The following is a 21089-nucleotide window of genomic DNA, read 5'->3' on the forward strand; positions in this document are numbered from 1 at the left end:
GGGAAATCCCGCAAAGCGACAGTCATCGGGCGCGGCAGAGCTTTTATGCCGTGGGAAGTGCTACTCGGCGCCGCTCGGTTTCAAATATCCCGCATGCCAGGCCACGTGTTCGGCCATGAATGTCGATATGAAGTAGTACGAATGATCGTATCCATCCTGGAACCGGATATTTGCGGGCATGCCGGCTTTCTCGCAGATTTCAATCAGCAGTCCGGTCTTGAGCTGTTCTTCGAGAAAGCCATCGGCCGTGCCTTGATCCACCAGGAGCGCAGGCAATCTCGCACCGTCTTCTATCAGTGCGGAGGCGTCATATTCCCGCCAAGCCTGGCGATCCGCCCCGAGATATCCGCCGAGCGACTTTTCTCCCCAAGGACATGCAAGCGGACTTGCGATCGGCGAGAATGCACTGACCGAACGAAAGCGGTCCGCGTTGCGGAGTGCGATAGTCAGCGCGCCGTGACCACCCATCGAATGGCCCGTGATGCTCTGACGTTCCATATCGATGGGGAAGTGCTCGCCAAGCAGCTCCGGCAATTCCTTTTCGATATAGCTGCGCATGCGGAAATGCCCTGCCCACGGGTCCTGCGTTGCGTCGACATAAAACCCAGCGCCTTGGCCGAAATCATATGCTTCATCATCGGGCACGTTCTCGCCGCGCGGTGAGGTATCCGGCGCAATAAAGACGATCCCATGTTCGGCGCATGCAGCACGAAACTCGCCCTTGTCGGTGACGTTGGCTTGGGTGCACGTAAGCCCGGAAAGGAACCACAGGACCGGCAGCTTCGTGCCTTCTTCGTGTTCGGGTACAAACACGGAGAACGTCATGTCGGTGCCGGTACTGGAAGAGGTGTGGCGATAGACGCCTTGAATGCCGCCGTGGCTACGGTGCTCCTCGACTGTTTCCAACGCGGTAGCCATCCCTAGAGAGCGACTTCGTACTGCGCGGTCGTCTTTTCGGCTACTTCTTCGGCGGTCACGCCCGGCGCCAGTTCGATCAAACGAAATGCGCTGTCATGGTCGGGCCGCTGGAATACGGCGAGATCCGTCACGATCATGTCGACCACGTTCTGCCCTGTCAGAGGCAGCGTACATTCGGAGATGAACTTCGGGCTTCCGTCCTTGGCGGTGTGCTCCATAACAACGATGATCTTCTTGACGCCGGCCACAAGATCCATCGCGCCGCCCATGCCCTTGATCATCTTGCCGGGGATCATCCAGTTCGCGATATCGCCATTTTGAGCGACTTCCATCGCACCGAGCACAGTCAGATCGATGTGCCCGCCGCGGATCATGGCAAAACTGGCAGCACTATCGAAATAGGCACTATGTGAAAGTTCGCTGATGGTCTGCTTACCAGCATTGATCAGATCGGCATCTTCCTCACCGGCGTAAGGGAATGGTCCGATGCCGAGCATGCCGTTCTCGCTCTGCAGCGTTACATGCATGCCGTCAGGAATGTGGTTGGCCACCAGCGTCGGGATACCGATGCCGAGGTTGACGTAATATCCGTCTTCCAGTTCCTTGGCCGCGCGGGCGGCCATCTGGTTGCGATCCCAGCCCATTACGCGGCCTCCCTTTCGCGGGTCGTCACAAATTCGATCTTCTTGTCATAAGGTGATCCAACGATCATGCGCTGGACGTAGACCCCGGGCAAATGAATGCAGTCGGGATCGAGGCTACCGGTCGGCACGATTTCCTCGACTTCGACGACGCAGACCTTGCCGCACGTTGCGGCGGGGAGATTGAAGTTACGAGCGGTCTTTCGGAAAACGAGATTGCCCGTTTCGTCGGCCTTCCATGCCTTCACGATTGCGAGGTCGGCGAAAATCCCATGTTCGAGGATATAGGTTTCGCCGTCGAAATCCTTGTGCTCCTTGCCTTCAGCGACCTGTGTGCCGACGCCGGTCTTGGTGTAGAAACCGGGAATGCCCGCCCCACCTGCCCGCATGCGTTCGGCCAGCGTGCCCTGCGGGCAGAACTCGACCTCCAGCTCGCCGGAAAGGAATTGCCGCTCGAATTCCTTGTTCTCGCCAACATAGGAAGAAATCATCTTCTTCACCTGCTGGGTGCGCAACAGCATACCGATGCCTTCATTGTCGATGCCGGCGTTGTTGCTGCAGAAAGTGAGCCCCTTGACCCCGCTATCACGAATAGCGGTGAGCAGGCGCTCCGGAATTCCGCAGAGGCCAAAGCCACCGCTTGCGATAAGCATGTCGTCGCGCAGCACCCCGTCGAGCGCCGCGGCGGCGTCAGAATAGATCTTGCCGGCCATCAGAACACCACCACGCTGCGGATGCTTTCACCTGCATGCATAAGGTCAAACCCCTTGTTGATGTCCTCTAGGCTGAGAACGTGAGTGATCATCGGGTCGATCTCGATCTTCCCGTCCATGTACCAATCGACGATTTTCGGAACATCGGTGCGGCCCTTGGCTCCGCCGAACGCCGTGCCGCGCCAGTTGCGACCGGTCACCAGTTGGAAGGGCCGGGTGGAGATTTCCTTGCCCGCTTCGGCAACGCCAATGACGATGGATGTACCCCAGCCGCGATGGCAAGCCTCCAGGGCCGTGCGCATCACCTCCGTATTACCCGTACAGTCGAAGGTGTAATCGGCTCCTCCGTCCGTCATCTCGACGACCTTGGCCACCACTTCGTCCCGGCTCATACCCTTGGTATTGAGGAAATGGGTCATTCCGAACTTGCGGCCCCATTCTTCGCGATCAGAATTGATGTCGATGCCGATGATCATGCCGGCGCCGGCGAGCCGCGCACCCTGAATGACATTGAGACCGATCCCGCCCAGGCCGAAGACCACGACATTGTCACCAACCTGGACCTTGGCCGTATTGGTCACTGCGCCGACGCCCGTTGTGACACCGCAGCCGATATAGCAGCTCGTCTTGAAGGGGGCATCCTCACGAATCTTGGCGACCGCGATTTCGGGCAGGACAGTGAAGTTCGAGAAGGTTGAGCAGCCCATATAATGGAAAATCGGTTCGCCCTTGTAGGAAAAGCGCGTCGTACCATCGGGCATCAAGCCCTTACCCTGAGTGGCCCTGATCGCGGTACAAAGGTTCGTCTTTCCGCTCAGGCACGATTTGCACTGGCGGCATTCGGGGGTGTAGAGCGGAATGACGTGGTCGCCGGGCGAGACGCTCGTGACGCCGGCGCCGACTTCACGCACGATTCCTGCGCCCTCATGACCCAAGACACTGGGAAAGATCCCCTCGCTGTCCAATCCATCGAGCGTATACGCATCCGTGTGGCAGAGACCGGTAGCCATGATCTCGACCAGCACTTCGCCCGCTTTTGGTCCCTCCAGGTCTAACTCAACGATTTCGAGTGGTTGCTTGGGGGCGAAAGCGACGGCGGCGCGGGTTTTCATGGGAATGTCGGCTCCGGTAGTTGGTGCCGGCACTCCGGCCTCGGTGCGGATAGTGGTGGTGAGCCGTGCTGGGTTCGAACCAGCGACCTACTGATTAAAAGTCAGTTGCTCTACCGACTGAGCTAACGGCCCGACCACGGCGTGCCACCTAGGGGCGCCTTTGCGGGCGGTCAAGCGGGTCATGCGAGATTTGGCGCAGGTCAGCGGAAACTTCGCCTGGCGAGCTGACGCAGGGTGTTGCCCGAGACAGGGTCTCGCCAATCCGCTGCAATTTCGGCCGCCGGGCGCAACACAAATTCACGTTCTCGAAACAGGGGATGCGGGATCGAAAGAGTCGTCGAATGCCAGGCCCCGCCACTCCAAAGAACGATGTCGAGATCGAGTGTGCGCGCTCGCCACCTCTGCCCACGCCGCTCGCGTCCGAACTTTTCCTCAATTGATTGAAGGTGTTCCAGCGTCTCGGTGGGATCGAGATCGCCACTGATTACGACAGCGCCATTTGCATATTGCCGCTGCGAAGGGCCGATGGGCGCGCTGTCCACCCAAGGCGAGACGGCTTCGACCTCCCACCCGTCCTCGGCCAGTTCTGCCACCGCCGCATCAAGCACTGCACGCGGAGCACCGATCTGGGGTACGCGCCGGTTCGATCCCAGTGCAATCAGGTAGCGATGCTTGCTTGCCTCCATGAATGCTCCGTCCTAGCGTCCCGTCGCGTGATAGCCAACTGGAGGGGCAGGCGATGAGGATAAAGGCATTTCTTCTGGCGGGCGCGCTGGCTTCGGCGGGGCCAATTGCGGCCCAGGATACCGAAACGCGTCAACTGACCGATCACCAGCAGACGGTTCATGACATCTATCGCGACATAATAGGCTTTCGCACGGCGCGCGGTCATCAGCAGGTGGATGACATGGTCGCGTACCTCACGAAGCGTCTATCCAATGCTGGCTTCGCGCAAGAAGACCTGATGGTCACTGACTACGACAGCGACGGCGAGCCGACGCAGGGGCTTATCGTGCGATATCGCGGTGACGGTTCCTCCGGCGACAAGCCCATCGTGATGCTGGCTCATATGGACGTGGTGGATGCTCTGCCTGAGGATTGGGATCGCGATCCCTTCACTCTGACCGAAGAAGACGGATATTTCTTCGGACGCGGGACGATGGACAATAAGTACGGCGTCGCCAATCTCGTAGGCACTTTCATACGGCTGAAAGATGAAGGTTGGACGCCCAACCGGGATCTCTATCTGGCTTTCTCTGGTGATGAGGAAACCGGCATGGTCTCCACTCGCGCACAGGCGAAGTGGATCGCAGAGAACGTCGACCCTGCTTTCGTGCTGAATTCCGATGCTGGCGGAACGGCGCTGGACGACGAGTTCAAGCCGCTGGCCATGCGTGTTCAGGCTGCAGAAAAAACGTTTGCGACGTTCGAGCTTACCGTGACCAATCCAGGCGGCCACTCTTCGCGGCCGCGATCCGACAATGCCATCTATGAGCTTTCGGCAGCGCTTCTGAAATTAGCCGATCACAAGTTTGCAGTTCAGGTGACACCGCTCACCCGAAGCTATTTTGCCGCTCTTGGCCAAAGCGTGCCGGGCGAACTGGGCGATGCCATGCGGGCCTTTGCGGAAAACCCAGAAGATCCGGCAGCCGTCGCCACGCTTCAGTCGAACCCCGAGACGGTAGGTACGCTCGGCACGACTTGCGTTGCGACGATGCTCCGCGCCGGGCATGCGGAAAACGCCTTGCCGCAGAGCGCGACGGCGACCGTGAACTGCCGCATTTTCCCCGGCATCGGGGTGGAGAAGACCCAGGCCGAACTGGCCCGCGTCATCGGCAACGACAATGTTTCGTTCAAGCTGATGGCAGAGGTGACGGAAAGCCCCGTCTCTGTTCTCCGGGACGATGTCCGGGCAGCGGTGGCAAAAAGCCTCGCCGCACGATACGGCAAGGACATACCCATCATTCCCTATATGGAATCGGGCGGTACCGACGGGATGCATTACCGCACGTTAGGCTACGATACGGTCGCCGTAAGCGGAGGAGCCAGCCGATCGCAGGACATGTATGCGCATGGCCTCAACGAGCGGGCGAGTGTCGATTCATTCTACGCCGGCCTCGATCACTGGACGATCATACTCAAGGAACTGGCAGGCGGATAACGCGGGGCGCACAGCCTGCCGTCAGATATCCTCGCAGATGCGCCCGTAAAGCTGGGGACGTCGATCGCGAAAGAAGCCCATGCCCGCACGATGTTTTCGTGCGCGGTCGAGGTCGAGCGTTGCGACGAGGACGCCCTGTGACGAACCGCCGAATTCCTCGACCAGATCGCCCCATTCATCGCTGATGAAACTGTGGCCATAGAAGCTCTGCCGACGATCCGCGGGACCTTCGTGTCCGATACGATTGGCCGCGCAGACGGGCATGCAATTGGACACCGCATGGCCAATCATCGCACGACGCCACATGCGGCTGGTATCGAGATCTGCATCGTAAGGTTCGGAGCCGATGGCAGTCGGATAAAACAGTACTTCGGCGCCCTTCAGCGCCATGACGCGAGCACATTCAGGATACCATTGATCCCAGCAGATGCCGATGCCGATACGCGCGCCGAATACATCCCATACCTTGAACCCGTCGTTGCCGGGGCGGAAGTAGTATTTCTCTTCGTAGCCCGGTCCGTCAGGAATATGGCTTTTGCGATATGTCCCCATGATTTCGCCATCCGGGCCGATCATGGCGAGCGTGTTGTAGTAATGCTGGCCGTCACGTTCGAAGAAGCTTGTCGGAATGGCCACCAGTAATCTGGCGGCGAGTTCCTGCATGGCGAGAACGCTGGGGCTTTCGCCGGTCGGGTGAGCAAGAGCAAAGAGGTCCTCCTCCTCCTCCCGGCAGAAATATTCCCCCGCGAACAGTTCGGGCGGCAGGATGATCTGTGCGCCCTTGGCCGCCGCGTCTTCCACCAGTTTCGAGACGGCGGCGATATTGTCTGCCGCATCGGGACGGGCGAGCGGCAGTTGCAGGACGGCAACGGTCAGTTCTCTCATGGGCGCCAGATAAGCAACCGTCGCGCGTCAGGCAATGATCAGTCCCGCTTGCGGAACAGCAACGTCATGCGATCGCTTTCACCCAGATCGCGGGTTTGCGCGTCCATCGCATCATCGCCCCCGAGGCTTGGCGGCATCATCCATACGCCGTCTTCCCAATTCGCCGGATCGCGCGGATTGGCGTTCACCTCGCTGCTGCCGACGAATTCGAAGCCCAGGGCCTCTACGAAGCCGACGACATCGTCCTGTCGCAGATAGCCTTTCGAGCCGTTGGCATAGTCGGCGCTTGCATCTTCGGGCGCGCGATGCTGGACGATGCCAAGCATCCCGCCTGGTTTGAGCAGGCCGCGCATGGTCTTGATTTCACTGTCGGCATTGTTCCAGCGCATCATGTTGTGGAGCATGCGAATGACGAGGATGCGATCGAACGTGCCCGCTTCGCCTTCCGGCACGGCATCAAGCGTCATGGCCGAGAAATGTTCTGCCGGAAGCCCGGTGAATTCGGCGGCTTCGGCAGGAAAACCGGCGGCCCCGGCGCGGATGCGCTGCTGCGCTTCGGCGTCGAAGGGACCGCTGGTGGGATCGTAATACAATCCGACGAGCTGCCCCTCACCGCCCAGATAATGCCCGAGCACGCGCGTGTACCAGCCGCCGCCGGGCGCATATTCACCGACTTTCATGTCCGGGGCGACGCGGAAGAATGCGAGGGTTTCGGAAGGGTGACGATACTGATCACGCGCGCGATCTTCGGCGCGGCTGGGATGATTGATCGCGCCGGATATGGCTTCGGCATGAGTCGCTGCGAAGGCCGCGGGATCGGGCAATTTCTGATCGTCGGCAACGGCAGGAACGCCGAATGCCAGCGCTGTGGCGGCGAGCAGGTAACGCATCTGATCTCTCCCTCGAATGGATCGGTGATGTCCTGCACGTGCAACTGCACGATGACAAGCGCGGGACGGATTCCTATCTTGGTATCCAACAAGGAGTTTGATGACATGGCAGAACAGCAGGCGATCATTGCCGGCGGGTGCTTCTGGTGCACCGAAGCGGTGATGAAGGACGTGATCGGCGTCAGCGAAGTAGAGAGCGGTTATATCGGCGGGCATCAGGCGAACCCGAGCTACAAGGAGGTCTGCACGGGCAATACCGGCCATGCCGAAGGTGTGCGTGTCACATTCGATGACGAGCAGATCACGCTGGCCCAGCTTTACGACGTCTTTCTGGGCACGCATGATCCGACCCAGCTGAACCGGCAGGGCAACGATGTCGGCACCCAGTATCGCAGTGCGATCTTCCCGCTCGAAGGGCAGGAAGAGGAAGCCAGGGCCGCCATTGCGCGTTGGAACGACGAACACGAGGGGCAGGAGGCCGTCACCACCATCGAGAGCGGCGAATGGTACCCGGCGGAGGATTACCATCAGGAATACTGGGATGGCGAAGGCCAGCGGAATCCGTACTGCCTTGCAGTTATCCCGCCCAAGCTGATGAAACTGCGCAAAAGCTTCCAGAAGTATCTCAAGGAAGACGCCTGATTCGAACGCCCGGCTGCTCAGCCTTTCAGCCGCAAAGCTGAGACATGGACCGGGTGTTACACAGTCCAAGAGCAAAAAAACCACCGCCGGATAATTCTCGTCCGGCGGTGGTTTTTTGCGATTCTGGCAGGGCGGGATAGGCATGGAGAATACGCTGGCACGTGGGGCAGCGAGTAGGAAAGCCGAGAAGGACGCGAGCTCTGTACCGGCCGGCCTTGCGCGCCGGATGGGTCGCTGCTAGCCAACCACCGTCATCTGGGGAGTAGCCCGCCGCATTCAGTGCGGTTCCCTCGCGTCAACATACTCGGCCGAGAGGTCGTGGCGCAGGGGTTCGAGCATCCGTTCGGGCAAGACCAATGGCACCTGACTTTCGTCCGGCCGGGCGGAAGGTCCGGTGTCGTTGAAGTCTTGAAGCCCGGCCCGGAGATACCCTGTGGAAGCCATTCTCACTTCGACCGCCGTGGTTGCGCTCGCCGAAATCGGCGACAAGACCATGCTCCTTGCCATCGTGCTTGCAACGCGATTTCGCAAACCCCTGCCGATCGTTTTCGGCATCCTGGTCGCCACTCTGGCAAACCATGGGATTGCAGCTTTCGTGGGCCAATCCGTCGCCAGCCTGCTGGAAGGTCCGTGGTTTCGCTATGCCGTTGGAGCAAGCTTCATCGCAATGGCCCTGTGGACGCTTGTGCCAGACAAGCTGGACGACGATGAACAACCCAAGCCCCCGCGGTTCGGGGCCTTCCTGACAACCACCATCGCGTTCTTCATTGTCGAAATCGGAGACAAGACGCAGGTTGCCACCATTGCCCTGGGGGCGCAGTTCCAGAGCGTCCTTCTGGTAACGCTGGGCACGACGCTTGGCATGATGCTGGCCAATGTGCCGGCGGTCTATTTCGGCAATGCCATCGTAGAGCGCGTTTCGCTGAAAGCGGTACGGATTATTGCGGCGCTGCTATTCCTTGCGATAAGCCTGTGGGTCATCGCGGCCGCGGCGCTGCCGGGCATCTCCTGATTGGAGCTTGCGATTCATTTTGCAGTGGTGGCGATGCCAAGGAAACGCCCGCGCAGCCTTAACCGGTTTCCTGTGCCATCCTATTCGGCGGGCACCAAATCGCCGAGCGCGACCGTCTGATCGACGTCTTCGGCGATGGTGAAGGTGAAGGTCGTCTGGTCGGCATCGTTCAGTACGATCGTCCAGCGGCCGGGAGCAAGGCCGGTCGCACCAAAACGGCCGGCCGAGTTGGTGAATAGCGCAACGGGTTCCCGTTCGGGATGGGCCTCCTCGATCGCGACGCCTGACAGGAGCGAAATCGGTTCGCCATCGCTGTTAAGCAAACGCCCGACCACGCTCGCCATATAGTCCGAGCCGACAGTCAGGCGATATCCTCCGCGGTAGGGCGGAAGGAGCCGGAAGGAGCCTTCACCAAGATCCGTATTCAGGGGCGCATCGGGAGCAGTTATCAGCAGGTTACGTTCGCTGTAGCTGCTCAGGCTGGGCTGCAGGGCGGTACCCAATGCGCCGCTGTTTGCCGCGGCCGAGCGCCCGGTCGGTTCGATCAGTATGTCGGTTCCACGCAGCGAGGCATGTGGACTGACGATGGCAAAACTGTCCTGGATGGGCCGTCCGACCGAAAATGCACCGTCTGCGACAGCCAGGGCAGTGCCGAACCGAAGGGATGTCCTCTGGCTCGTCGATCCGCCGAGGTCGCCTTCGAACGCGCCAAAATGACTAAAGCCAAGCTCGGCCCGGTTGCTGAACAGCGTGCCATTGGCGCCGGTCACTATGCCGACGTCGCTGTGTTCGATATCGGCGCTGAAATTATAGGCCCCGGTCCCCGTCCCGTGGTACGTCTGGTAGGTCAGGCGTTTGCGGTCGCCGCGGCTGTCGTAATCGGCGCGCAGGCTTGAACTGCGATCGAAACGGAAGACGAGCGAGAAGAACGCGCTGAGCCGGTTTTGCCCGCCCACCCGGTCATAACCGAAATCGCCAGTCAGGTTCAGCCGGGGCGAGATCTGCCAACCACCGGTGGCGCGCAGACTGCCGACATCGGGTTCGTCATCCCGGCCGCGCGAATAGCGCGCATCCAAGCCGGCATAGACCGTGTCGCTGATCGTGGCGCTGTAGCTTGCCCCGGCGATGTAGCGATAGGGATTGAACGGCAAGCCGGTACCGATCGGGGAGAAGTTCCGGCTTCGTGTTTCGATGGAGGCTGACAGAACGTCAGCCCCGCCGGCAGTATTGCGCGCGATAGTCCGCTGAAACGTAAGGATCGATGCCCAACCCGAGCCGGCGCCTTCGCTGTGCGAGGCGGAAGCGAACCCGCCGAGAGATCCGATTGGAGTTGCAACAACCGCTTCGACACCGCCCATCCAACCGTCGGGATCTGCCTGCGCATTCGCGCCAAGTGTCAACCGGTCGTTGACACCGCGCCGATAGAAGCCGCTGAAGGCGAGGTCGTCGCTATACACGGGACCGCGCCCACCCAATGGTGCGAGCACGCCGGCATAAAGCCCGAATTCGCTAAGACCTTCGGCAAGCTGTGCCTGATCGAGGAAAATGTCGAAATCGACGGTTTCGCTGCGTCCGGTATCATCGGTTATGGTCAGCTCGACGTCATTGGAGCCCTGGGCAAAAGGGAAATCGGTCAGGTCGAACGTGCCCGGATCGAGTTCCAGCCGCCGAACGAGCTGTCCGTTCACCCGCACTTCCACTTGTGAACGACGATCCAGACGAAAACTGCGGCTGCCGCGCGGACGGATGATCCGTTGCGGATCGAGGAGGGAGTAAAAGCGCGACACCGCAAGACCGCTGATCTCCGGTGCGGCCTGAAATCCGCGGGCCAATGTGCGCAGGTCCCCGGCCGATGCGCGCAGGAGATTGCGTCGATCATCGTAGACCAGCCGCGTTCCGCGGCGCTGAAAATCCGGCCCTGGCGCGCTGGCCTGCCAATTGGCCTCACTTTCCAGGACTACACCGCCCAGCCTCGCTGCCCCGTCGAGAAAGGTGATGGGCGGCGCCAGCCCTTCGTCGCTACCCTGCTGAACCCAGTCCAGCGAACCGCGAATGTTGAGATAGGCACTGAAATCGGCTGGCGCGACATAGTTGACCACCCCGCGCTCGTCTTCGTTGCCCAACGTCAGCGACCGGCTCGCCCGGCTTGCAGGGGCGATATCAAGGATCAGTTGCAGCGATTGCGGATCATAGCGGATCGCGATGCCGACAGCTTCGAGATCGGATCGCCCTATCTGACCCTGCTGGGCCAACCGGGAGCGCAACCGTTCGACGAGCTGCGGTGCGATGCGCGGCTCCAGCAGCGCCAGCAGGCGTTCTGCCGCGAAGCTTGCCTGCCCGCCCGGCTCGAGCGTTAGGGTCGTGTCGCCAATATAGGTTTCGCCATCGAGCAGGGGCGCCGTCAGGACGACAGTTCGCCCGGTAGGATTGACCTGATCGCCATCGGGGCCCGGATCGATCACCACGCGAGCGCGCACCGGGGCAGCGGGCTGCGCATTCCCCACATGGGGAACGAGGCAACCGGCAAGCAGGACAGCAGCGAGTATCTGGCGGTTCATACGAACCTGGAGCCCTTAAGCGTCGGGCGTGAACTGCACTTCGACACGCCCATCCGTTTGCGGCAGGACCACAGGCAGCGTCAGGCGCCGCGTCTGGCCCCCGCCAATCAGACCATAGCCCAGCGTCTGCTGCAGCTCCGGGCCTGAAATTTCCTTGCGGAACACCTCGCGGCCGTCGGCGCCGGTCTGGACGACCCGCAGCCGTCCGCGCGATAGATAGCCGTGCGCAGCCGAATCATTGGTTACGGTAATGATAGGGGCTGGTCGCCCCTCGGCATCGGTGCCGATCTCTGCAGAGGCGATCGACAAGGAAGGTTTCACGCCATCGGGCGAGACGCTGACGAGAATCTGGAAGTTGTACAGGAGCTGCACGTTCGAAGTCGTATCGCTGGTTTCAACCGGCAGCTGCGCGGCCGTGACGAAATAGTGCTTGCTGCGCGCAAGGTCGGGATCGCCGACATACTGTACGCGAAAGCTCTGCCGCTGGCCGGGAGGGATAAGCGCCTGGGGCGGAAAGGCCACCAGTTCGCCGGGATCGACCCCGGTCGGGGTCACGCCGTCGCTGTTCAGTTCCAGCGCCTCGATCCGCATTTCGACCGGCAGCGGTTTGTCGAAGGTATTCTCGACAGTCACGACATCGCTCATACCGCGGCCAGCTGTCGTCAAGTCGATGACTACGGGCTGGACGATCATCGCATAGGCGGCGACTGAGCCGACCACCCCAAGAACCGTAACCAGCAGCGCGACCGCAATTTTTCTAAGTGACTGCAATGGATACTCCTTGCGAGACAGCCTTATCGGGCGACCATGGACCGACCCACCCCGGTTCGCCAAGGACGAATTGCCGCGAACCGCCGGATAGGCCCAGGGGTGTTTCCCTGCGACAGCACTTACTTCGGAATGGCGACTCCGCGCCATTCGGGGCGCGCTGCCAGGCCGGTTTCCTGCGCCATGCGTTCATATTCGATCGCGAGGTACAGCAGCTCGTTACGCTCCTCGCCCTCGGCATCCTGCGCCCTTAAGCGCAGTTCGGTCGCGAGATCGGCCGGATTATGTGTGACCATGAAGAATTCCAAAAATTTCCGGCAGGCTGCCCCCGCGCCTGCCGGAACCCCCCCTGTCAGGCGGTCGGTGCGATGGTGACTTCCACCTTGCCGGCATAGGTACCGGCATCGAGGATCGCAGCCGGATCCGCAGTAAGCCCGCTGCCGATCGTCAGCGTGATATTGTTGGACGTGGCGGCCAGACGGTCACCGACCTGGGCCGAGGTGGCACCTGCGGTCAGAGACTGGTCGGCAACCGGAGTGGTTCCGCCCTTGGCACCGGTGGCAACCAGCGTCGCGGTGTAGTGGACGGTGTTGGTGTAGCCCGCAGGTACGTTCGTTGCAGCGGCATTGATCAGCGGCTTGGCATCGACCGAGATCTTCGGGTTGGAGCCATTGCACTTCACGGTGAAGTTGCGGGTAAGGCCGCCGGTGTTGCCGGCAAAGCTCGGGTCGACGGTGCCGTCGGTCTTCGCAAGTTCGCCAAGGGTGATGTTGCCGCTGATGGGCGAAACGGCGAGGCAGCGTGCTGTAACCGAACCCGTGACGTCAACCGATCCGGTTGCCTGGGCGAAGGCAGGGGTAGCGCCGAGTGCTGAACCGAGAACCAGGACGGAAAGAACCAGCTTTTTCATTTCGTATCTCCAATCAGAATTTCAGAGGGGCTCGTCACCCCGATGAGTTGGAAATAGCCGGGAATCGCCGGTCGCCCCATTTAGCGGGTGGCGAAAACGGCGCTAACTTTGAGCGTTATTCGCTATACCCTTGGGTATAGGTTGCGGGCGGTCAGAGCCCGGCGCAATTGCTGGCAGACGCAGCCGTGACCACCGGCGTGAAAGTGATGCTGATCACGTCGCTGTAGTTGGGGGCCGGCGTCTTGGCCGCCCCGCCTTCCTTCAAGGTCGCGCGCAATGGCAGAACCCCTGCGCTTCCGTCCATGCCCGCACGTGCACAGGTCCGCGTTCCGAAAGAGGCATTGGAGGTCACCTCCTGCCCCAGAAAGCGCGCACTGTAGCGGATCGCCTGCGACGCATCGCCGAGGTTGCCCCCCGGATAGGTAAGGCGGAAATCGTTCTGCGAGCGCATCCTTACCTCGAACGGGCCGGAGCTGCGCACGCGCAGCGAATTTCCTGCGGGCGTCGTGTAGCGTTCGGGCGCGGCCAGTACCGCCGTCGTACTGGCATCACCGACTTCGCCGAAGTCGAGGGGGGAACCGGCATAATAAGCCTGAAGCGCGCTAACCGTGTTGACGTTGATCCGAATGGTGCCCGGTTCGCGAACGGGAGCTGGTAAGCTCCCCAGTCCGCCGATGCCGGAACAGATGTAAAGCAGGTCGAGGACAATAGGTTCGCCGGCCGACAGATCGGTACCAGGCGGCACGGTCACGCGCAGGTTGAGCGGATTGGACAAATCCGAGCTCAGAATGCCGCCGAAATTGTATCGTATTTCACCTGCCGAACCGGCGCCGTTGTCGCGCGAATCCAGCGATCGGGGACGACCCGCCGTCGATCCTTCGGGATAAATCACCCGGAAACCGCGATAGGTCACGTCGAGCGGCGGCGAGCCGGTAGGAGCGACAATGACGAGACTGACCTCATCCGTGCGGCCGAGGAGGATACCGCGATTGCGCCGCAGGATCAGCGGGATGGTCACTTCCGAAAGGCCGCCGGGCGAGAACGGATCATAAGTGATGCTGGCCGGTGCGGTAGCCGTACCGGTAACGCCGCAAACCGACGAAATCTGCGATTGAGCCTGTGCGGGCGATGTTATCGCGAAAGCCGCGGCGGCGGCTGCAAAACCTACTGTCCAACGCCTCATACCTGAGGCGATACGACGATCTCCAGTGCAGCGCGAGAAGAGAATTCTGCCGATTGAACCGGTATCGGCCTGAGCGGGCCGCGCGGCTGCCTCTGCAGCTTCGCCATGACGGTCCAGTTTTCCGACACCGATCGAGCGACGGAATGATTGCAGACCGCACGGCGAGCGTTGGCCGCCGGGGTGGACGTCACGACCACAGCCTTCGGATCGGAAACCCAGCAGCGCGGCGCCACGTGACCGGTAATGTCCACTTCTGCCGCGCTTTGTGCCGCCGATGGAACTGAACAGAACACAGCTGCAATACATGTCGACTGCGCGGCAATCGCGCGAATTCTGGCCGAACGGATTATATGCAGTTTCGTCACACCGTCGGAGGTATAGGCGAGTTTCTAACAAAGGGCGAATCTTGTTCGTTACCATGGCGTTAGGGACTCACGCTGACAGTGACCGAAAGTGTGTCAGCGTACCGGCCCGATACGAGCGTGTCGCTTCCGGTATAGGCGGGTGCGCTGACACGAAGATACGATCCGTTTACCTTCGTCGAGGCTCCGGCAAGGCGGAGCCCCTGGGCTGCGGTCGCGGTCCCTGCAAAGCTGCACGAGCCACCCGCCGACAGCGTGGCCGCATCGCAGGTGGCCGAAGCATTCGTACCGTTGTCGGCCACCATATAGAGGGCCACACGGTAAGGTGCCTTGGTCTGATATCCAGAGCCGCCCGCTGCCTGGCTGGCCATCCCGCCATTGAGCGAGGACACGGCAATGCGCGAGGCGCCCGTGCAGTTGAGCTGGATTGCGAAATCGCGGCTGAAGCCGTTCACATCGAAATCGGCCTGATCGATCGTGCCCGAAGGTGCGCCCGACGTTGCAAAACCGCAGCGGCCGGTGACCGAGGCGCGAACCTCTACGCCCACTTCGATGCTGTTTACCGCACCTTGGCCGGCCGCATAGGCGGTGGTCTGCGCGCGCACGGGCTGGCCGGCGATCGCGAAGATCGCAACCAGCATCGCCATTCCGAGCGCGTGAAGAGTTTTCATTATCCGCCTGTTGCAGCCGGCGACCCCATGTCGCCGATATGCCAGACAGATGCGTCATTGGTTGACTACGAGCCATTCACCCGACGGAGACAAACGCCCTCACCTTCGGCGAAAAGCGCCTATAACTTTCGATATAACTCAGTCGCCACGTTCTTGCGCAAGGAGGATCAATTCGGTTCTTCCGCGGATGCCGAGCTTGTCGAAAACCTTGTGAAGATGGACCTTCACCGTCCCTTCGGTGAGGCCCAGTTCGCTGGCGACTTCCTTGTTGCGTAGCCCGCGCTGGACCAGCGATGCGACAGCGCGTTCCCGCGCGCTCAGCGCGTCGAAGGGATCGCGCGGCGCATCGGGCGACATGGCCTGTTCCATCACCCGCTGCATGACTTCCTGATCGATCCACCGACGCCCCTGGACGACGCTTTCGAGGCAGACCAGCAGGTCGCGAGGCGCCGTGGACTTGATGACGATGCCGTTGACCGACAATTTCACCGCCTCTCGGGCAAGCTCGTCATTGAGCCGGCTGGTGAGCAGAACCACCGGGCGATCGTCGCCCTTGCTGCGTAGCGTGCGCAGAACATCCAGCCCGCTTCTTTCGGGCATATCGTTGTCGAGGATCAGAAGTTCGGGCCGCGCGCCGGGAAGTGCATCCAGCACCGCGGCGCCTGTGTTTACCGTCGCAACCACGGTGAAATTGGTTTTGTCGAGCAGTGTCGTGATGCCCGCCATTGTCAACGGATCGTCGTCGGCTACGAGTACCTTGGTCATTCTGTTGCACCGGTCAAATCATGGGGGCCGACAGGCCTAACACCCTCATCGAGCGCCGGTCCACCCCGCTTCAGCTCCGCTGCGTTATTGGTGCACTCGTGCATGGACCACCCTGAGCTGGGCCGTCAGCCCGTCGATTGCAGCGGACAGGCTTTGTGGCGACTGTCCTGCTTCCAGCGCTTGCTCGATACGGCTAGCAGTTTCGCCCAACGCCGCTTCGCCGAACATGCCCGCGCGCCCCGCCAGACTGTGACACAATTGCTGGAGCCTCTGCACGTCGCCCGTGTTCGACGCATTTTCGATCGCTTCGGCACTGGCGCCGGCCTGCTCCGCGAACAGCCTGGAAAAGGCCGCGAGGCGTTCGTCGATGTCATCCATCGAGAAAGCTCCGCACTTGTTCGGCCAGTGTCATGGGATCAAATGGCTTGGCGATAACGCCCCGCGCACCGAGTTGCTTCAGGTGGGCGATCTCCTGCTCCTGCGTGCGGGCGGTGATGAAAACAACGGGCACGGATGCGGTAACCGGATCGTCTTGCAAAAGGCTCAACACGCCTGGTCCATCCAATCCGGGCATCATGACATCGAGCAACATCAGATCTGGCGGAGACTGCCGGGCTTGCTCGAAACCTTCCTGGCCTGATCCGCAAGTGCGCACGATCAACGATGGGTCCAGGCCAATGGCCATTTCTGCAATCTCGCGGATATCGGCCTCGTCATCGACGTAGAGGATTTCGCTGGTCACGGGCCTATTCCCTTATTTTTGCGCGCCTCGATCAGGTCGATGGTTTGATCGACCAGCGTATCCAGGCTGGCGCGAGATTTTACCAAGACGAGATCGATACCATTACGTGCTGCCGGTTCGACTTCCTGTGCGGTGAACAGCATGATCGGCACGGTGGGTGAACGCTCGCGCAGTGGAGCGACCAGGTCCGTGCCACATCCATCGAGCATGCCGACATCGAGAATTGCTGCATCATATTTACTGCGACGGATAAACGCTCGCGCCTGAGACATGCTCTGCGTAGAATGAAGAAGCGCCTTGCCTTCGAAGGCGCTTTCCACGACGGCGAGCATGTCCGGATCATCGTCGACATGGAGAATCGTCGGCAGCGATGGTTCGGGTTCGCGGCGCTCCAGCGGCCGTGCTTCGATCGCAACCGGCTCATGGAGCTCGGCCGCGGGCAGGTCGACGTGGAACACGGTTCCCCTGCCTTCCACAGTATCGAAGCTGATCGAACCGCCGAGGCGTGTAACGATTTCCTTCACGATGCTGAGCCCAAGCCCGGTACCGCCCTTCTGCCGGGAATCCGATGCATCGGCCTGGGCAAATTTCTGAAAAATGCGCGCGCGAAAGACTTCCGAAATCCCCTCACCGCAATCGGTCACGCTGATCCGATATCGACGATCGAGCGGCCGTACGGTCACGGTAACCGTTTCTCCGCGCCGCGAAAACTTGATCGCGTTCGACAGCAGGTTCGTCATCACCTGCATCAAGCGGTCCTCGTCGGCCAGCACTCCGGCATTGGGCGGGAACGGCTCTATACGGAGCGCTATATCGTATTGACCCGCGAAGCCGGCCGCCTGATGCACAGCCGCATCGAGCAATGGTGCGAGTGCGAGCGGCCGAATATCGAATTGCATCCGCCCCGCCTCGATCTTTTCGATATCGAGAATGTCGTTGATCAGCCTGACAAGCCGGGCTGCGTTACTATGCGCAATTTCGATCAGTCGCCCGACTTTGGGCGACACCTCGCCCGCTGCGCCACCATTTATCAGGCCGAGCGAGCCGGCAATCGACGTAAGCGGCGTGCGAAGCTCGTGGCTGACGGTGGCGACAAATTCGCTCTTCATCTGCTCGACTTCGCGGCGTTCGCTTACGTCGCGCAACACCGCTACAAAGCTGGTCCGGTCGGCGAGATCGACCGGGCTGACCGAGACTTCCAGGGGAAAAATCGTTCCATCGCTGCGTCGGCCGAAAAATTCCTGAATACGGCCCTTGTTCTCGCTACGCTTGGCCTTGAGCCTGGAGAGGAAAGTCTCGATCTGTCCACGATCTGGCGCGACTTCGAACAGGATGCCGATATCGCGCCGCAGGAGAGAACTCGCGCTAGCGCCGAACATGGATGCCGCAGCGGGATTTATGCTTTCGATACTGCCGCTGGGGTTGAGCACGATCATGCCATCCATCGAGCTGTCGAAAATCGCTTCCTGACGCGCCGCCATATCGCTGGCCCGGCGCAGAGCCGATTGCCTGCTCAACTGGCTGCGCAAGACCAGCAGACCGGCCAGTGTCAGCAAGAGGATCAGCCCGATTTCAAGCCCCAGCGTCCGCCCTTGGAGCTTCTGCCGATCGGTTTCCGCATTGGCGGTGCTCCGATCCAGCATCAGCCGTTCGACTTCGGATAGTTCTTCGACCAATCCGCGAACGCGGTCCATCAGCACTTTGCCGGCTCCGGTCGCTATCAGTCGCTGGGCTTCGCCGCGCCGACCGTCGTCGACCAGAGCGATCGTGCGTTTGGCAAAATCTCGCTTGTCGCGGGACGCCTGCCTGAGCTGCGCAACAAGCTGCGTCGAGCCGATCTTGCTCGTTCGTGCGGCGACTGCATTCAGCTGGCCTTCGACTTGCGCTTCGGCAACCCGATATGGTGCGAGGAACGCGGTATCACCGGTGATGGCATAACCTCGCTGACCTATCTCGATATCCTGATGCAGGGTCATCAACTCCTGCAGCGCCGACCTTGCGTCATATGAGTCGGTTACGAGATGCCGAAGCCGGTCGTTTTCCTCGAAACCACGATTTGTCGAGATCGTCAGAAAGGCGAGAATGATCAGCGTACCGATACATGAGGCGACCAGGACCCACCCGACGAGCCCGATGCGCAATCTTTGCGCTGAAAGTTTCAAGAAAAGGACATTCTAGTAGCTGAGTAGCCGCCGCTTCTTCACGATGCTTCGAGCCCCGTTCGCTAGGAAATCGAGGTTAACAAAACGTAAAGAAAGCAGGCTCCGGCGTGCCTGCCGGAACGGGAACCGAGCAAGACACAGCTTCCGTCAGCGGTACTAAAATGCAGCAGGCACCGGCACCATTTTTCCCACGGGGGGTTAGCGTTGAGGAGTGCATGACAATCGGAGGAAATTTACATGGCTGAAACGCTTGCTCGAACCAGGTCATTCACCAACCCGATACATGCGATCCTGCTTGCTTTTCCCGTTGCGCTGTACCCCGCCGCACTCTTGTCCGACATCACCTATCTCAACACGGCGGTCATCCAGTGGACCAATTTTTCATCCTGGCTGATTGCCGGGGCCGATGTATTTGCGGGACTTGTTCTTGCCTGGGCCCTTGTCAGCCAGTTCCTTGGCCGCACGAGGCAGCGCGGGTGGGCATATGTGATGGTGGTCGCGCTGATGTTCGTTGCCGGCGTCCTCAACGCTTTCCAGCATGCGCGTGACGGCTGGCATTCGGTCGGCACCTTCGGTCTTATCCTCTCGATCCTCTGTACGATCCTGGCCTTTGTCGCAGCCTTCCTCGCCTATGGCCAAACCCAGGTTAAGGAGTATCGGGCATGAAACGGATCGTCCTTCTCGCTCTCGCCGCTTCGCTCGCCGCGTGCCAATCGCAAAGCGATCCCGATCTGGATCAGACAGGCGAACGGCCCGACCTTCCTCAGCAAAGCGATACGCTCTTGCCCGCCATGAAAATTCCCACGCCCAAAGGCTGGGACGGCGAACTTCCGACCGTGCCCGAAGGTTTCACGGTAACTGCGATTGCGAAAGACCTTAAAATCCCGCGGCAGATGCTGCTTCTGCCCAATGGCGACATACTGGTTGCCGAAGGATCGGGTGGACACGCCCCGGCTGTCCGTCCGAAGGACGTCATCGCCGGAATGATTAAGAAGCGCGGCAAAAGCTCGGTCGAAGGTGGCAACCGCATCACCCTGCTGCGCGATCGCGACGGCGATGGGCAGACCGATCTGCAGACCACCTTCATCGACGGACTCGATGCTCCGTACGGATTGGCTTTCGTCGACGGGAAAATCTACGTCGCCAATCAGGGGAATCTGGTCAGCTTCGATTACACCGAAGGCGCTACGCGTATCGATGGCCCGGGCACCGAGGTGACCAAGCTGCCATCGGTGATCAACCATCACTGGACCAAGGCCATGACCGCCAGCCCGGACGGCTCGAAGCTGTATGTCGGCATAGGCTCGAACAGCAATGTCGGTGAGCGCGGCATGGATGTGGAAGAAGACCGCGCGGTGATCTGGGAAATCGACCGCCAGACCGGTGCCAACCGCATCTTCGCCTCCGGCATCCGCAACCCGACTGCCCTGTCCATTAATCCCTGGACCGAGCAATTGTGGGCGGTGGTCAATGAGCGGGACGAACTCGGGCCGCAGCTGGTGCCCGACTATCTTACATCCGTTCGCCAGGGCGCCTTCTATGGCTGGCCCTATAGCTATTATGGTCAACACGTTGATCCCCGCGTTCGCCCGCAGCGGCCTGATCTGGTGCGCAAGGCGATAGCGCCCGATTATGCTCTTGGTTCGCACGTCGCCGCGTTGGGACTGGATTTCACCACGAACGGGGGCCTTGGGGGTCCCTTCTCCGAAGGCGCATTCGTCGGTGAACACGGCAGTTGGAACCGCAGCGATCCGTCGGGTTACAAGGTTACTTTCGTGCCGTTCCGAAACGGGCGCCCTTCGGGAAAGCCTATCGACCTTGCTACCGGCTTCCTGAAGGATGGGCACGCCCGCGGACGCCCTGTCGGAGTACTGTTCGACGAGCAGCGCCGGGCATTGCTGATAGCGGATGACGTTTCAAACACCGTTTGGCGTGTCGCTTTGCAAGGCGGTTCGGCTGTACCGGCTGGCGAACCGCGCCAGTCGTCGCGCTAA

The 21089-nt window shown here is 60.7% G+C and carries 23 protein-coding genes, 1 tRNA gene and 1 riboswitch; of the genes, 5 read left to right on the forward strand and 19 right to left on the reverse strand.

The features are described 5' to 3' along the window. Positions 1 to 60 precede the first annotated feature (60 nt). The 6 genes from fghA to folK all read right to left on the reverse strand — a co-directional run bounded on the left by fghA (position 61) and on the right by folK (position 4070). On the reverse strand, positions 61 to 918 hold the full coding sequence (gene fghA / locus AC13F2_RS10685; RefSeq protein ID WP_482964605.1) for an S-formylglutathione hydrolase: 858 nt from the start codon (positions 916 to 918) through the stop codon (positions 61 to 63). A gap of 2 nt (positions 919 to 920) precedes the next feature. After that, the gene (locus AC13F2_RS10690; protein WP_482964606.1) at positions 921 to 1562 is read right to left on the reverse strand and encodes a CoA transferase subunit B; all 642 of its coding nucleotides are present in this window, start codon (positions 1560 to 1562) and stop codon (positions 921 to 923) included. Continuing rightward, the gene (locus tag AC13F2_RS10695) at positions 1562 to 2272 is read right to left on the reverse strand and encodes a CoA transferase subunit A (protein WP_301641749.1); all 711 of its coding nucleotides are present in this window, start codon (positions 2270 to 2272) and stop codon (positions 1562 to 1564) included. The genes AC13F2_RS10690 and AC13F2_RS10695 overlap by 1 nt, the downstream gene beginning before the upstream one ends. Further along, positions 2272 to 3384, reverse strand: a complete 1113-nt coding sequence (locus AC13F2_RS10700) for an S-(hydroxymethyl)glutathione dehydrogenase/class III alcohol dehydrogenase (RefSeq protein ID WP_196847646.1) — start codon at positions 3382 to 3384, stop codon at positions 2272 to 2274. The genes AC13F2_RS10695 and AC13F2_RS10700 overlap by 1 nt, the downstream gene beginning before the upstream one ends. Positions 3385 to 3440: 56 nt before the next feature. Further along, a tRNA-Lys gene (locus AC13F2_RS10705) sits at positions 3441 to 3516 on the reverse strand. Between the two features lie 68 nt (positions 3517 to 3584). Further along, the gene (gene folK / locus AC13F2_RS10710; RefSeq protein ID WP_482964607.1) at positions 3585 to 4070 is read right to left on the reverse strand and encodes a 2-amino-4-hydroxy-6-hydroxymethyldihydropteridine diphosphokinase; all 486 of its coding nucleotides are present in this window, start codon (positions 4068 to 4070) and stop codon (positions 3585 to 3587) included. A gap of 53 nt (positions 4071 to 4123) precedes the next feature. On the opposite strand from folK, the gene AC13F2_RS10715 reads away from it, so the two are divergent. Continuing rightward, positions 4124 to 5545, forward strand: coding sequence for a M20/M25/M40 family metallo-hydrolase (locus AC13F2_RS10715; protein ID WP_482964608.1), 1422 nt, complete (start codon positions 4124 to 4126; stop codon positions 5543 to 5545). Positions 5546 to 5566: 21 nt separating this feature from the next. Here AC13F2_RS10715 and aguB read toward each other — a convergent pair whose 3' ends face one another. Together aguB and AC13F2_RS10725 are read right to left on the reverse strand one after the other, a co-directional pair. Then, a complete protein-coding gene (gene aguB / locus AC13F2_RS10720) occupies positions 5567 to 6430 on the reverse strand; it encodes an N-carbamoylputrescine amidase (RefSeq protein WP_482964609.1) in 864 nt (287 codons plus the stop codon). 38 nt (positions 6431 to 6468) lie between these two features. Continuing rightward, a complete protein-coding gene (locus AC13F2_RS10725; protein WP_301641753.1) occupies positions 6469 to 7320 on the reverse strand; it encodes a class I SAM-dependent methyltransferase in 852 nt (283 codons plus the stop codon). A 105-nt stretch (positions 7321 to 7425) separates the two neighbouring features. On the opposite strand from AC13F2_RS10725, the gene msrA reads away from it, so the two are divergent. Together msrA and AC13F2_RS10735 are read left to right on the forward strand one after the other, a co-directional pair. Continuing rightward, entirely contained in the window at positions 7426 to 7962 is a 537-nt protein-coding gene (gene msrA / locus AC13F2_RS10730) for a peptide-methionine (S)-S-oxide reductase MsrA (RefSeq protein ID WP_482964610.1), read from the forward strand. A gap of 244 nt (positions 7963 to 8206) precedes the next feature. Next, positions 8207 to 8393, forward strand: a riboswitch (yybP-ykoY riboswitch). Between the two features lie 2 nt (positions 8394 to 8395). Further along, on the forward strand, positions 8396 to 8974 hold the full coding sequence (locus tag AC13F2_RS10735) for a TMEM165/GDT1 family protein (RefSeq protein ID WP_482964611.1): 579 nt from the start codon (positions 8396 to 8398) through the stop codon (positions 8972 to 8974). Positions 8975 to 9054: 80 nt separating this feature from the next. On the opposite strand, the gene AC13F2_RS10740 is transcribed toward AC13F2_RS10735, so the two are convergent. The 11 genes from AC13F2_RS10740 to AC13F2_RS10790 all read right to left on the reverse strand — a co-directional run bounded on the left by AC13F2_RS10740 (position 9055) and on the right by AC13F2_RS10790 (position 19095). Beyond that, on the reverse strand, positions 9055 to 11532 hold the full coding sequence (locus tag AC13F2_RS10740; protein ID WP_482964612.1) for a fimbria/pilus outer membrane usher protein: 2478 nt from the start codon (positions 11530 to 11532) through the stop codon (positions 9055 to 9057). 15 nt (positions 11533 to 11547) lie between these two features. Beyond that, complete coding sequence (locus AC13F2_RS10745) at positions 11548 to 12303, reverse strand: fimbria/pilus periplasmic chaperone (RefSeq protein ID WP_482964613.1); 756 nt, start codon at positions 12301 to 12303, stop codon at positions 11548 to 11550. A gap of 119 nt (positions 12304 to 12422) precedes the next feature. Beyond that, positions 12423 to 12596: a hypothetical protein gene (locus AC13F2_RS10750; protein WP_158246650.1), complete on the reverse strand. Its 174-nt coding sequence runs from the start codon at positions 12594 to 12596 to the stop codon at positions 12423 to 12425. A gap of 56 nt (positions 12597 to 12652) precedes the next feature. Next, entirely contained in the window at positions 12653 to 13210 is a 558-nt protein-coding gene (locus AC13F2_RS10755; RefSeq protein WP_482964614.1) for a hypothetical protein, read from the reverse strand. Positions 13211 to 13361: 151 nt separating this feature from the next. Then, complete coding sequence (locus AC13F2_RS10760; protein ID WP_482964615.1) at positions 13362 to 14393, reverse strand: hypothetical protein; 1032 nt, start codon at positions 14391 to 14393, stop codon at positions 13362 to 13364. Beyond that, positions 14390 to 14644: a hypothetical protein gene (locus tag AC13F2_RS10765; RefSeq protein WP_482964616.1), complete on the reverse strand. Its 255-nt coding sequence runs from the start codon at positions 14642 to 14644 to the stop codon at positions 14390 to 14392. Before AC13F2_RS10765 ends, AC13F2_RS10760 begins: the two co-directional genes overlap by 4 nt. 173 nt (positions 14645 to 14817) lie before the next feature. Further along, positions 14818 to 15426 (reverse strand): hypothetical protein, encoded by a 609-nt coding sequence (locus AC13F2_RS10770; RefSeq protein WP_103024460.1) that lies wholly within the window; start codon positions 15424 to 15426, stop codon positions 14818 to 14820. A gap of 138 nt (positions 15427 to 15564) precedes the next feature. After that, a complete protein-coding gene (locus AC13F2_RS10775) occupies positions 15565 to 16191 on the reverse strand; it encodes a response regulator transcription factor (protein ID WP_103024459.1) in 627 nt (208 codons plus the stop codon). An 84-nt stretch (positions 16192 to 16275) separates the two neighbouring features. Then, positions 16276 to 16569: an Hpt domain-containing protein gene (locus tag AC13F2_RS10780; protein WP_482964617.1), complete on the reverse strand. Its 294-nt coding sequence runs from the start codon at positions 16567 to 16569 to the stop codon at positions 16276 to 16278. Next, positions 16562 to 16933, reverse strand: coding sequence for a response regulator (locus AC13F2_RS10785; RefSeq protein ID WP_196847633.1), 372 nt, complete (start codon positions 16931 to 16933; stop codon positions 16562 to 16564). Before AC13F2_RS10785 ends, AC13F2_RS10780 begins: the two co-directional genes overlap by 8 nt. Further along, complete coding sequence (locus tag AC13F2_RS10790) at positions 16930 to 19095, reverse strand: ATP-binding protein (protein ID WP_482964618.1); 2166 nt, start codon at positions 19093 to 19095, stop codon at positions 16930 to 16932. Before AC13F2_RS10790 ends, AC13F2_RS10785 begins: the two co-directional genes overlap by 4 nt. A 237-nt stretch (positions 19096 to 19332) precedes the next feature. Here AC13F2_RS10790 and AC13F2_RS10795 point away from each other — a divergent pair, with 237 nt between their 5' ends. Both AC13F2_RS10795 and AC13F2_RS10800 read left to right on the forward strand, forming a co-directional pair. Further along, positions 19333 to 19761: a DUF2231 domain-containing protein gene (locus tag AC13F2_RS10795; RefSeq protein ID WP_482964619.1), complete on the forward strand. Its 429-nt coding sequence runs from the start codon at positions 19333 to 19335 to the stop codon at positions 19759 to 19761. Next, a complete protein-coding gene (locus AC13F2_RS10800; protein WP_482964620.1) occupies positions 19758 to 21089 on the forward strand; it encodes a PQQ-dependent sugar dehydrogenase in 1332 nt (443 codons plus the stop codon). Before AC13F2_RS10795 ends, AC13F2_RS10800 begins: the two co-directional genes overlap by 4 nt.

The sequence above is a fragment of the Qipengyuania sp. L-5Y genome, assembly GCF_056859455.1.